10 protein-coding genes are annotated in these 13,137 nt (G+C 53.1%); 4 read left to right on the top strand and 6 right to left on the bottom strand.

The genetic code is table 11. The features are described from left to right. The first annotated feature begins 280 nt into the window (after positions 1 to 280). The gene (locus R3I13_RS13285; RefSeq protein ID WP_346318446.1) at positions 281 to 1,783 is read left to right on the top strand and encodes a PLP-dependent aminotransferase family protein; all 1,503 of its coding nucleotides are present in this window, start codon (positions 281 to 283) and stop codon (positions 1,781 to 1,783) included. Here the strand turns inward: R3I13_RS13285 and R3I13_RS13290 are convergent. The 5 genes from R3I13_RS13290 to R3I13_RS13310 form a co-directional block, all read right to left on the bottom strand. Continuing rightward, on the bottom strand, positions 1,755 to 2,282 hold the full coding sequence (locus R3I13_RS13290) for a GNAT family N-acetyltransferase (protein ID WP_346318447.1): 528 nt from the start codon (positions 2,280 to 2,282) through the stop codon (positions 1,755 to 1,757). The two genes, R3I13_RS13285 and R3I13_RS13290, sit on opposite strands and share 29 nt — an antisense overlap. Positions 2,283 to 2,413: 131 nt before the next feature. Then, complete coding sequence (locus tag R3I13_RS13295; protein WP_346318448.1) at positions 2,414 to 3,838, bottom strand: Gfo/Idh/MocA family oxidoreductase; 1,425 nt, start codon at positions 3,836 to 3,838, stop codon at positions 2,414 to 2,416. A gap of 134 nt (positions 3,839 to 3,972) precedes the next feature. After that, on the bottom strand, positions 3,973 to 5,496 hold the full coding sequence (locus R3I13_RS13300) for a DUF5689 domain-containing protein (protein WP_346318449.1): 1,524 nt from the start codon (positions 5,494 to 5,496) through the stop codon (positions 3,973 to 3,975). Positions 5,497 to 5,544: 48 nt separating this feature from the next. Beyond that, complete coding sequence (locus R3I13_RS13305) at positions 5,545 to 7,065, bottom strand: SusD/RagB family nutrient-binding outer membrane lipoprotein (protein ID WP_346318450.1); 1,521 nt, start codon at positions 7,063 to 7,065, stop codon at positions 5,545 to 5,547. Positions 7,066 to 7,076: 11 nt separating this feature from the next. Beyond that, complete coding sequence (locus R3I13_RS13310; protein WP_346318451.1) at positions 7,077 to 10,334, bottom strand: SusC/RagA family TonB-linked outer membrane protein; 3,258 nt, start codon at positions 10,332 to 10,334, stop codon at positions 7,077 to 7,079. A gap of 719 nt (positions 10,335 to 11,053) precedes the next feature. Between R3I13_RS13310 and R3I13_RS13315 the strand changes: the two genes are divergently transcribed. The 3 genes from R3I13_RS13315 to R3I13_RS13325 all read left to right on the top strand — a co-directional run bounded on the left by R3I13_RS13315 (position 11,054) and on the right by R3I13_RS13325 (position 12,141). Beyond that, complete coding sequence (locus R3I13_RS13315; RefSeq protein WP_346318452.1) at positions 11,054 to 11,257, top strand: hypothetical protein; 204 nt, start codon at positions 11,054 to 11,056, stop codon at positions 11,255 to 11,257. A 119-nt stretch (positions 11,258 to 11,376) separates the two neighbouring features. Beyond that, on the top strand, positions 11,377 to 11,826 hold the full coding sequence (locus tag R3I13_RS13320; protein WP_346318453.1) for a hypothetical protein: 450 nt from the start codon (positions 11,377 to 11,379) through the stop codon (positions 11,824 to 11,826). Between the two features lie 12 nt (positions 11,827 to 11,838). Next, positions 11,839 to 12,141: a polyhydroxyalkanoic acid system family protein gene (locus tag R3I13_RS13325; RefSeq protein WP_346318454.1), complete on the top strand. Its 303-nt coding sequence runs from the start codon at positions 11,839 to 11,841 to the stop codon at positions 12,139 to 12,141. Here R3I13_RS13325 and R3I13_RS13330 read toward each other — a convergent pair. Beyond that, entirely contained in the window at positions 12,138 to 13,004 is an 867-nt protein-coding gene (locus R3I13_RS13330; protein ID WP_346318455.1) for a hypothetical protein, read from the bottom strand. The two genes, R3I13_RS13325 and R3I13_RS13330, sit on opposite strands and share 4 nt — an antisense overlap. Positions 13,005 to 13,137 lie beyond the last annotated feature (133 nt).

The raw sequence follows: 13,137 nt of genomic DNA on the forward strand, positions 1-13,137 counted from the left end.
CTAAATTAACAAACAAGACTGTGGGAGTTTATTGATAATGGCCCTACCATTTTTATGCTATTTGGATGACTCCACCATCCATTATACCCCTATCTTTGAATAGTAACCTAACTGTATGCATGTACAGTTTTATTCACGGCAGGATGACCGGTTCCGGGAAACACAGGCCCGGGGCCGGTTCTGCCACACAAACTTATTCAACGGTTGAAGATGCCGGCCCGCCATCGGTCATCTCTGCCGGATGCCGGGCCTTCGCGGCCCGGTTCAATATTGTTGTCAAATGCCGAAAGTATCGCACCAGATCAGCATTCCCGGCCTGGAACTGAACAGGGCCAGTAAAATTCCCGCATACAAACAGGTGTACGGCCTGCTGCGTACCGCCATCCTTGAACGCAGGCTGCAACCCGGGCAAAGGCTGCCATCCAGCAGACTGCTGGCGGAAAGCATGGGGCTTAGCCGCAATATTATCCTGCTGGCGTATGAACAACTTTCACTGGAAGGTTTTATCACCGGCGCCACGGGCAATGGCAGCTTCGTGGCAGGCACGCTGCCGGATACACGCCCGCGGCTGCCGAAGGAACAGGTGCAGGCTGAAGAAAACGTGCCGCAAAACGATGTCAGGTTTCAATACCCTGTGAGTGACCGCTTTATGCAGAGAGAAAGCGAGCCCGCCACCATCAAGCCTTTCCAGAACCCCGAGCCTGCAATGGATCATTTCCCCTACCGCGTTTGGGCCAAATGCGCTTACCGGATCTTCAGGAACCTGGAATTTGAACCGCTGTACTACCACGATGCCAAAGGTTACCTGCCGCTGCGCACGGCCATTGCAGACTACCTGCGGGTGAACCGCGCCATCCGCTGCAGTGCAGACCAGATCGTGATCACCACCGGCACCCAGCAGGCGCTCAACCTTGCCGCTGCCATGCTGCTGAAGCAGGGCGACCGCTTCTGGATCGAAGACCCCGGTTATGTGAACGCCCGCGCAGTGTTTGAACATGCAGGCGGCAAAGCCTGTCCCGTGCCTTTGAACCCGGATGGCCTGGATGTGGATCATGCGATCAGGAAACATCCGAATGCATCCCTCTGCTACATCACGCCCTCCCATCAATTCCCCGTGGGCGGCACTTTGAGCATCACCAAACGGCTGAAGCTGCTGGAATGGGCCGCCAGGAAAAAGATGTGGATCATCGAAGACGACTACGACAGCGAATTCCAGTACGGCTCTAATCCCGTACCGGCGTTGCAGGGGCTGGACCCGCACAAACGGGTGATCTACCTCGGCACTTTCAGCAAGGTATTGTTCCCCGGCCTCCGCATCGGCTACATCATTTTGCCCGACAGGGAAATGGCGGATGCCTTCGGGTATGCGAAAGCGTTTGCTGACCGGCAGAACGGCATCACGGATCAACTGATATTGCACGAGTTCATCCGGGGCGATCATTTCACCATCCACATCCGCAGGATGCGGCAATTGTATAAAAAACGGCAGGAAATATTACTGGAATTGATCCAGCGGCTGGGAGAAGGATTGCTGCGCGTAGAAAAACAATCCGGCGGCATGCACCTGCTGGCCTGGCTGCCGCAGGAAATGAACGACCAGGAAGTGGCTGACATGCTGCGGCTGCACGGGATATATGCGGTACCGTTATCGGGCTATGTGCTCCGGCATAAACAGCCACCAGCGCTGATCCTGGGTTATACGGCCTTTAATGAAAAATTACTGGCGCAGGGCGTGCGCGCCATGTTGCAGCTGATCAGGGAGCAAGCCAGCCTTCTTTCCTGATCTCGTAAATAAAATTCGGCCGCACCGGTTCTCCGTAATAAGCTACTTCAAACTCACCCGTCCTCACCGCGCCCAGTTTTTCTATCGCTTTCTGTGAACGGAAATTACTGGCCCCAATGTGAAACACGACCGTATCCACATACTTAAACGCATGCGCCAGCATCAGCGCTTTCATGGCGGGATTAAAACCTTTGCCCCAATATTTGCGCCCTACGAAAGTATACCCTACCGCAACGCTTTTCTTCTTATCATCCAGCTCGTAATACCGCGAGCTGCCCGCTATTTCGCCGGTGCTTTTGTCCAGCACAAGGTAAGCGCCGCGCGACGCCATCGCGCCTTCAAAAAATACTTTGAATACTTCGCGTTCATAACGGTTCCGGTTGGGATGCTGCTCCCATACCAAAGGGTCGGAGGCCACCGCGTAAAGGCCTTCGAAATGCGATTCTTCCAGTGGAATGAGCTTTACCAGGTCATTTTCCAGCACTGCCTGTAGATTCATGTCTGCCATATTTCAAATCTACCGGTTTTGACCGTTTTTGCCGAAATCCATTTCCATCAATTCTGATAGTACCATTAAAAAAAGAGACAACCGCATTGGCTGTCTCTTCATGGATATCAGTTTGCAACAGACTACACTTTGTAGTACTGCTCCCATCCTTTGCGCGGGGGCGGCCCAATGAGGAGTTCGTTTGCGCGTTTGTTGTTGGTGATCACTTTTTTCTGCCGGTCGAAGGCGAGCTTTTCGCCGGTCCACTGCGCCAGTACGCCGAGGCAGAACACCTGGCTCAAAGGCCCTGCAACAGCGAATGGAGAGCGGGTCTGCTCTTCGCCTTTGCAGGCTTTCAGGAAGTTGGCGAAGTGGTTGGACGGGCTTTTGGGTACTTCCGGCAGTTTGGCGGCCATTTCTTTTGCTTTCTCTTCGGGGATGATGGAAAGCGTGCTGCCGTGCGAGCCGCCTTTAAAGGTCAGGTCTTTGCCGTAAATGATCTTGCCGGGGTTGAGCTTCGCCGGTTTGATGGCGCCGTTGCTCGGCGGCGGGATGTTCGGGTCGAGGCCTGAAACGCCGTAACCGGCGGGGATCGGCGGGAGGTTATCCAGCCCGTCGTACCATTTCACTTCCACCGCAGGCATATTTTTGCGCTCGGGGAATTTGAAGCTGAGCGTGGTGCTCATCGGGTAAAAGAAATTGTTATGCCCTTCGAGCTTCAGCGGGGCCACTTCGTAGGGCAAGCCCAGGTCCAGGAATTGGTGGGCGGTGTCCAGGATATGCGCGCCCCAGTCGCCGAGAGCGCCCATGCCGAAATCGAACCAGCAGCGCCATTGGCCGTTCACGAAATCTTTATTGTAAGTATGCCCCTGCGTGGCCATCTGCCAGACGTCCCAGTCCAGCGTAGATGGAACGGATTCGGCTGCGGGGAAGGAAGATATCTTCGGGTCCCAGCCATGCCAGCGGCGCGGGGAGTTCATGTGCGCGTCTATGCGGGTCACATCTTTGATGATACCGGCGTCCACCCATGTTTTGAACTGGAAGTAGTTGGCTTCGGAATGGCCCTGGTTGCCCATTTGGGTCACCACTTTGGGATATTTCTTCGCCGCTTTCATCATCAGTTCCACTTCGTTGAAAGTGCGGGCCATCGGTTTTTCGCAATACACGTGTTTGCCGAGGCTCATGGCCATCATGGTGATGGGGAAGTGCGAGAAGTCAGGCACTCCGACGGTTACCGCGTCTATCTGGCTGCCCATTTTGTCGAACATCTGCCTGAAGTCCTGGAAACGCGGCACGTCGGGGAATTGTTTGAGTATCTTCTGGGTGTGGGGAGCGCCCATGTCCACATCGCAGAATGCGACGAAATTGGCAAGACCTGTTTTGGCAAATTCTGCGGTGATCTCTGCGCCGCGGTTACCGATGCCGATGCAGGCCAGGTTTACTTTGTCATTGGGCCCGATCCTGCGGGGGCCTCGCTGCCCGGCCATCAGGATGCCCGGCGTGGCGGCCGCTGCGGAAGCCAGCATGGCCTGTTTGAGGAACGATCTCCTCGAGTATTCGTTGTTCATCTGGATGGAATTTTAAAATGAGGATTCCAAAGTATAAAAAATAAAATTCCGGGGGAAAGAATTTTACACTGGTGGCCGGGTAAAAAAAAGGTTACCCCTTGCGGAGTAACCCTTGCTCTAAAGGCCGGCAAAATTTATTCAGATAATTTGGTAGCTGTTTCGCCTTCCAGTTCCGCGATGGTGGTCTGTTTGGTCATCTCGAAATTGTTCTGCGACCTTGCTTTCATCCACCTGCCGAGCGCTACGTTGTATTCGCCGCCCAGCATGTACCAATAGCCAACGTCTGCCGTGTTGTACACAAGACTGAGCGTGTTGGAGCCTGCGCGGTAGTAAGGCTGGTTTTCCAGTGTGATGGGATTTTTAATATCGTAATAATCGGTGTTGGCGATCTTATAACCTTTTGCGGGAGGCCCTTCCGTCCAAAGACTGCCGCCGGTGCCGATAAAGATCACGTCTACCGGGCGGGAATCCACTGTTACGTTAGTGCCTTCAAATACCGCCACGCCGGAAGCATTGCCGCTGTTGGCCATCAGGCCGCCGGTCTTGGTCCCGAAGCCGTCGCCGTCCTGGTTCACGTAGTTGAAATACCTGATCCAGTTGGAAGAAGAAATATTCGTAGAGCCGGAACCGTTAATAAGCCTTCCGGCGCCGCCTACATAGAAGTAAGTCCCTTTGTTGGCCTTGCCGCTGGTGAGGTTGAATTTAAATGTACGCATATTACCGGTGGCCCAGCCTTGGGTGGGGAAGCCTGTCGGCGTAGAGGTGCCTGCGTTGTTGGTGGTCACTACAGAGTAAGGCGTAACGGCGAAATCAATGTCGCGGGTGGCCATAAACTGGATGTATTCGTAGTTGCCGTCGCCGCCTTTGATGTCTGTTGCCATGCCCGTGATGATGATGGGCGTCACGTTGATCTCGGAGCTGAGCACTACCACATCGTCCGGCGTGCGGAGGTGGAATTGCGGGGCCACTGAATCTTCCCTTATCTGTTTGTTGAAAGGAATACCGTAGAAGTTGGCCAGCACCGGCGCGGTCACGTCCGCGATGGGGCTGGTTGTTTCCGTATGCAGGGTGATATTGCCGAAGCCGTCGTTGAGCAGCTTATCGCCGCCCAGTTTGTCTTCAGGCTGCGGCAGCGGGTTGAAGCCGCCTTTTACGATCACTACCAGCGAGCTTTCATAGTTGTCCGGGGTCTTCATCATTTTATCCACCGGCACGCGGTTCACCGCAATAGGCACGTTGGACGCCACTTTCACGACATCGCTGCCGGAAACGCCGGTCACCTGCAGGATGCCGTTCTTTTTTGTCAGCGTATGGCCTTCTACTTTCACGATAACGGAATCGCCGGGAACGTATTTGGCGGCATCGGCGCCGAGCGCGATGGAAATACCGCGGAGGCCGATGCGGCGGGCATCCTGGATGCAGAGCATACCGGCGGGCAGGTTGCCGGCAGAGTGGTCTGATACCACCACGCCAGTCAGCTTGTCGGAGCCGAACATCTTTTCTTTGGTGAGCTGAACATCCTGGCCTTTATACAGGTTCCTGAGATCGTACATCGAAAAGTACGGGCTGATCTGCGCGCCGGGATAGTTATCGTCCGCGCAGCCCCAGAGGCAGGCCAGTGACAGCAAGAGGAAAGAATATATGATTGAATTTTTCATTGTACTTTTTTTAGTGCTTAACATTTGCATAAGTTCAACAATACACGCTTACGGCCGCTGCCACCATACCTGTGTGGAGATCGCATCGGGTCCCTGGGCTGCTACAGCCAGCTTGTAATTGGTGGGATTGGTGGATTGCACGTATACAGGATAGGTCATCCTTGCGGGCATCACGCCGTTGTTCCGCAGGCCTGCGCCTTTGGGAAGCACCGGGTGGCCGGTACGGCGGTATTCGAACCACTGCTGCATGTCCACTAAAAAGAGCGCGTAATATTTTTGCAGGTGGATCGCTTCCATTTTCTGATCGAGGGTGCCGGCATCATTCCACTGAATGTCTGCTGCGATGAGATAATCGGCAACAGGCACGGTGGTCCAGGCGGGTACCCAGTACTGGATGCCGGCCAGTACGCCGTTGTTGTATTCAGTTTCGGCGCTGCCGGTGGAGATATAACCTTTCACGATACATTCAGCTTTGATGAATTTTATTTCCGCATAAGGGAATATCAGACCGGTCATCGGGTCATTCATCAGCGTGGCTGCACCCGTGGTGGAATAGAAGTAAGATTTCTTAATGGGGTTCTCTCCTACCGCGTAGCCGCTGGGGATGCCCGCGAAAACACCCTGGTAGGCCGCAATGCGGAACCTGTTCACGGTGCCTCCGCCCCATGTCGGGATGTCTATGCGGGGGTCGTTCCATGCCTGGAGGTGATCGATAAAGAAGCTCGCAACACCCGGCGCGGTGAAGTCCTGCGCGCGCACGCTCATCAGCGGGGACACGTAAGGACCTGCGCCGGTCCATTTCAGCACGGTGGATTCATTCACGTTCGCAATGAGCGGATAGGTGCTGGTCTTTGTTTCCAATATCTCTTTGATCTTGGCCTGTGCCTGTGCTCCCACGTCTGTTTTATGTGCCACTCTCAGCAGCAGGCGCAGGTAGAGCGAGTTGCCGAATTTGCGCCACAACGCTGCATTACCGTTATACACGGGATCAGCGGAGGTTTGAATGAGGTTGATGGCGCCGGTGAGAGTGGTATTGGCCTCTTCCAGCCTTTTGAAAATATCCAGGTAAATATCTTTCTGCCTGTCAAACGCCGGTTCATAGATACCTTCTTCTTTAGCCAGGTTGGACTTGAAGTAAGGTATATCGCCGTAAGTGTCTGTAAGAACGGAATAGATCCATGACTGGCAGATGTGGGAGATGGCTTTATAGGTCATGCTGTCCTTATCGTTGCCGGCATATTTGTAAACGTCCTTGAAGTTGGTCAGCTCGGTATACAGGCCGTTGTAGAGATAATCCGCCCAGTTGGAACGGAAATCGTACCTGAACACCTTGCCTTCGGCGTCACTCTGCTCTACGGTCACCTGCATCAGCTCGTTGTTGAAGTTGCGGTTGCGGAGCTGCATGTAGGTCATGGTACTTACCAGCGCGGGCGGCAGCAATTGCTGCGGCAAGGCGGTAGGACTGGCGTTCGGGTCGGTATTCGTTTCTTCAAAGTCTTTGGTGCAGGAGGTAGCAATTAAGCTGATCAGCGCTGCAACCATCGATAGTTTATATATGATTCGCTTCATTTTTATTCGGATTAAAATGCAACAAGTAAGTTAAAGCCAATGGTGCGGGTAGACGGGAACTGGCCGGTCTCAAAGCCCTGCACGATATCCGTTCCGGCAAGCGTACCGAATTCAGGATCGAACATCGGCCAGTCTGACCAGATGAACAGGTTACGGCCGTATATGCCTACGGTTGCCCTCTGCAGGCCCAGCCTTTTCAGCGTGCGTGCTTTAAGACTATAATCGAGGCGGGCTTCGCGGAATTTGATGAAGTCTGTGCTGAAAGTGCTGCCCTCAGCATTGTCTGCACCGTAGTGTGAGCGGTAATATTCGTCGATGTCTTTAGCGATCACGTCATTGGTCCTGTATTTACCGTCGGAGCCCATTACCACGCCGTTGCCGATAATGCCGTTGTAGCGGCCGGGCAGCGTTTTGGTGAGCTTGCCCTGTTCTGCCATCTTATAATGCATCAGCGAGTGGGCTACGGCGCCGTATTGCCCGTCGAACTGTATGCTCAGGCGGAATTGTTTGTATTCGAATTCATTGGTAAAGCCCAGCTTCCATTTTGGAATGGTATTGCCGAGGTACTTCACATCCTGGGAGATCAGCGCGAAACCGGTTTGCGGATCGTACACAACCTGTCCGTCAGGGGCGCGTACATAGCCTCTTCCATAAAGGTCGCCCATGCTGCCGCCTACGTTGGCAACGATCTGGCCACCGCCTACAGGTCCTGTCCTTATCACCACGGAGCTGTCCAGCAGTTCTTCAACCCTGTTCTTATTGGCAGAGAATGTTACCGTAGTGTTCCATTTAAAACCGCTGCGGGAAGAAACGGGTGTGCCGTTCAGCGCTACTTCAATACCCCTGTTGCTTACCTCGCCTGCGTTGATGAGTATCTGGCTGAAGCCGGAAGCCCTGTCTACAATACGTTTAAGGTGCTGGTCTTTGGTGTTGCCGATATATGCCGCCACATCAAAGCCAAAACGGTTCTTGAACATTTTCGCTGCCGCGCCTACTTCGTAAGAGTTGGTCCTGAGCGGTTTCAGGTCAGGATTAGCCAGCAGGGCAGGGTTCTCCAGGCCTCCATTGTAAAGGCTGCCCGCCGGTGTATAGTTATACGCGGTGAGGTAAGCGACTGTACCGCCGCTACCTACGCTGGCTGCGGAGAATCTCAGTTTCGCATAGTCAAAGATTGACGGAAGTTTCGTTACCTCAGACAGCACAAAGCTGGCGTTGGCAGAACCATAGAGGAAACCGGCATCGTCTGAACGGAGCGGGGTGGCCAGCGTGCTGGTATAGTCCTGGCGGCCGGTGAAGTCTACGAACAGGTAATCTTTATATCCGAAAGCCAGCATACCGTACCAGCTGTTGATGCTGTATTTGCTTTTGTTAGGCATGGTCACCAGCGGGCCTGCGGCATTCGCGAAGGTGTAAATGCCCGGCTGGGTAAGCGAATCCGCGCGTGTTTCGTCTTTGTTATAATTGTTCCTGAGTATGCTTCCGCCTATTGTACCGGAGATATCGAAATCGCTGCCGATCTTTTTGCCATAACGCAGCAGGAAGTCGGTGCTGGATTCCATCCCGAAGATGTTCTGCGCGCGGTAGCTGCCTTTGGTGAGCTTGGAACCCGCATCGTACGGGCGTTTCTGGGCGCGTTGCTCGTAACCGAGGTCCACGGAGGTCCTTACCATCAGGTTCAGCTCCTTGGTGAAATTATAAGTAGCTGATACGTTGCCGGTCACGCTATGGCGGTTGGATTCGTTGATGAATTCATAAGCCACGGCATAAGGGTTCTCAGGGAATGAGCTGTACGGGAATTTGATCCTTCTGCCTTCCTCGCCCGTCTGCCAGTAGTCGCGCAGCCAGTCCAGGTCTGCATTGGGCTGCCAGAAAATGTACCAGTACATTACGGACTGGTTGCCATAACCTGCGCCGGGCAGGTTGTCGCTGGACTTGTTGGTATAGTTCACCTTGGCGGTGATCTGCAGCTTGTCGTTCACTTTTGAGTTTACGGACAGTGCTACGGTATTGCGGCCATAACCCGTGTTGGGCATGATCCAGCTGTTGCTCACATTGGTAACGGAGAAGCGGGCGGAAGTTTTGTCCGTACCGCCATCAACGCTGATGGAGTTGGTATATGTTTCGCCGGGGCGGAAATATTCATTCACTTTGTTCACATAAGGCACCCAGGGCGTTCTTTCCTTGCCGGTGTTCTGCAATTTGGGATCGTACTGGAAAAAGCGCTGGCCGTCGAAGCGGGGGCCGTAAGCGGAGCTGGTGCCGCTGGTGCTGGCGCCGTCTGCTGTAGTGCCGTAGGAATAATATGCCATACCGTCGAGGCCCTGGCCGTATTCGAACTGCAGGTCGGGCCAGCGGTTCACGTATTCGCGGCTGGCGTTGGAATTGATTGTTACACCCAGGCCTTTCTTTTTGCTGCTGCCTGATTTGGTGGTGATGATCAATGCGCCGCCCGCGCCGCGCTGGCCATATAATGCGGCGGCACCGGGACCTTTCAGCACGGTGATGGTCTCAATATCTTCGGGGTTGATGTCGTTCAGGCCGCTGCCGTAGTCGGCCGGCATATTGTCGCTGCCGGTACCGTATACGGTTTCGCCGGCTACCGCGGTACGGGCGCCGCTGGAGTTGTTGATCACCACGCCGTCTACTACCACCAAAGCTTCGGTGGTACCGGTCAGGTTGCTTTCGCCGCGCAGCACGATCCTGTTGGAACCGGTGGGGCCGCTGCCGGAGCGGATCAGGTTGAGGCCTGCTACTTTACCGGAAAGCGCGTCCGTCCAGTTGTTGGAGATCGCGTCGGTGAGCTGCTCATTTTTTACGACGGTGGCTGAATAACCCAGCGCCTTTTCTTCGCGTTTGATGCCGAGGGAGGTTACGATCACCTCGTCAAGGCTTTTGGGATCGGGCAGCAGCTGCACGTCCAGGCGGCTGGTTTTGTTGACGGAAAACTCACGGGGAAGGAAGCCGATAAAAGAAAATACGAGCGTGTTGGAACCGGAAAGCGCCAGGGTGTAAGTACCGTCCGGGTTGGTTACTGTGCCTTTGTTGCCGGTTTTTGTTTTGATGTTCACCCCTACCAGTGCTTCTCCTTTTTCGTCTGTCACCCTGCCGGTCAGTACAATGTTGGAGTCTGCCCGGTAAGCGGCGGGGGCCGCATATTCCGTTGTTTTGGCTTCCGGAAATGAAGCGCCAGGATGGATGTCAGCCTTACCAAATGCAATGCTACTGGCAAACAATTGCAGGCCGGAGATAAGTAGGAAAAAATGTTTCATTCAACAAAGTTTTGTAAGTAATTATAACCCCGTTATAACAGATAGAAAAGACCTCTACGACTGCTCAGCTTTAAAAAACGTTTTCAGATTTCAGTTACTGTTCAAGGCGCAAAGGTATATGCCCCGTTTTAAAGTCAATGTTAAGTGATTATTAAGTCCGGGCAACTCCGCAGGGGTGCGGGAAAATGGAAGAAAGGAACAGGAATCCGGCTCCTGTGGCCTATTTAAGGCAAAGCGGCGTATTACATTCATAGCGTTACCGATTTTGGTCCGTTACTTTAAAAGGAGCTGATTTGCTGATACAGAATTAAAGGCGGCTGCGGCTGGCAGCGCAGCCAGGCTACATACGTGAAATTTTAAAACCTCCCTGTCTCATTTACCGGGGAACACCTGGAAATCCTTTCTAATGATGCATTACACCCTGTTTTAGGGCTGGTTGTTCGTGGAACTCATCTTCATCGGCTTCCATTTCGCCAAGGGACAATGCTAAAGTAGAGAAAAAACGAAATTAAACAAAATTAAAATAAAAATAATTATTCAAAACACGATATGAAATATAGCGAAAGAAAAAGCTTTCATAAATGAAATAATCATGATACAAAGGGAAAGAGACCGCCAGGAATGAAAATGGGCGCAAAACTATCCCAACAGCATTGCCCGTGGCACAATTTGTGAGCCCATATCCCAGGAAACCTATTGCTCACCTAAATGATTGTGCCATGGCAAGAAGAACTATCGGCAGCAGCGGCCTGGAACAAGGCGGGCCTAACCTTGGGAACGATTACAGCAGGAGTATCACCCGCGAAGTAACGGCAGATGATACGCAGAAGATCGTAGTACCCAGGAAGAACAAGAAACCTGCCCGCCAAACCTCCGCTGGTAAAGCCGCCGCAGGCAAAACTGTAAAAAGGACGGGGCGATAGCCCTCCCTTATAAACATCGCAAACCCAAAGCGCCCTTCACAGGGCGCTTTTTATAACGAAATAAAAAAAGCCCGCCAACAGCAATAGATGTGGCGCCGGCTTTTATAAATTCATTGGACATGAAACTAGCCAAGATACTGGAAAGCGGCCTCACAGGCGCGGCCACGCTCACTTTGCTCCAGGAAACCATCGACCAGATAGATACAGATGCGCCGCGTACCCATTTGCTCCACAAAAAGGGTATTATCCGGGATATTAAAAAAGGCATCCGTAAAAAAGGTTTCGGCGCGGTGAAAATGTACGTGAAGGTAGCCGGCGAACTGCTGGGCATGGCCGGTTATATGGGCCTGGCGGGCATCGGCAAAAAGAAGAACGCCGTGCTGCGCGGCGGATTGCTGGGCGCACTGGCCGGCGGCGCCGCCGCATTCATGCAGGACGCGACTGAGGAAGACCCCGCAAACCCAATGGCAGTATGGCGGAAACGGGCCATCACACTGGCTTTGTACATCATCGGCGGACTAATGGCGGGAAAAGCAGTGCAATATTTCAACAAAAAGAAAAAGAAGTAATATCTTCAGGCCATGTCTAAACTTAGTGTGAACATACCGCACAGCCTCTCAACAGATGAGGCCCAGCAACGGATACAGCAACTGCTGACCAACCTGAAGGAACAGCAGGCGGATAAAATTTCGGATGTAAAGGAAACCTGGGAAGGGAATAATGCCACCTTCAGCTTCTCCATTAAGGGGTTCGACATATCCGGCGGCATACAGGTGAAACCTGAAAGCGTGGATATCGAAGGCGACCTGCCTTTTGCCCTTTCCTTTTTCAAAGGCATGATAGCAGACCTGATCAGCAATAAAGCGAAAGAGCTGCTGGCTTAAGGCCGGGCGCGGATGTATTCGAACCGGACCGTGGTTTCGGTGTAGTCTTTCGTGTAGGTCCCGGCTATCAGCCCGTTCCCGTCGTAGGTGATCTCCCCGCGGTAGCCGGCATTCTCAGGGCTTTGGCCTTTATAGATCCAGTTATTGCGGTCAGGCAGCGGGAAAGGCTCCCCTCTTACCGGCAGGTTGAAAATGAGATGGCCCTGCGGCAGGTTCCAGGTAAGCTCAATATTCTTCTTATCGTCATACACGGCATACCCGACAGGATGATCCACTTCCCCGGGGCTAAACCAGTATGCCGCGTTGCCGTTGCGGTACACGTAATGGACGGTATCCGTTTTCCAGGGCTGGAACCAGCCGCTGTGGATGCGCAGGCACAGCGTATCGCCGTACACATATTCGTTCTTCGTGAGCTGGAAAGTATCCACGTGCATGGGGTTCGGGTTGAAGTAGGAATTGTGCCGGTGAATCCGCGTTTCGTTGCCCCGGTAAAAGAATTCGCTCTTTTCAATGATCTTATTGTAATGCAGGTCGAACTTCTCGAAGCGGACCACCCTGCGCTGGCTGTCGTAATACAGCGTGTCCCGCTGGTCCAGCCGGAGATCGTTCGTGTCGTTGGAAGTGAAATTGTTCGAATATCTCCGCCGGCTCACGGGTTTGCGCTGATCGTTATACGCCCATTCATCTACATACTTCGTATAAGTGGTGATCTGACCTTCTTCATCCGAAGCAAAAACATCCAGCTGTGTGGCGCGTTTCATCAGGAAATCAGATTGTTCGCCGGGAGGAAAAGGCGGATGCGGGTCTTTGATGCACCCGGCAAGCAGCACCGGGATGATGGCGAGGTAAAGCAGCGTTTTCATAAAGAAGGGTCAGGGGTGGTTAATGTCCTTATCCTGAATGTAATGGTTATCCGCGTGCCGGGGAATTACTGGAAATAGTAGTTTTTTATACAATTAGAAGTCGCAACACGGTTTTGATCCGGCAAAATAATAT

The sequence above is a fragment of the Chitinophaga sp. YIM B06452 genome (assembly GCF_039655965.1).
Classification (GTDB): Bacteria; Bacteroidota; Bacteroidia; order Chitinophagales; family Chitinophagaceae; genus Chitinophaga.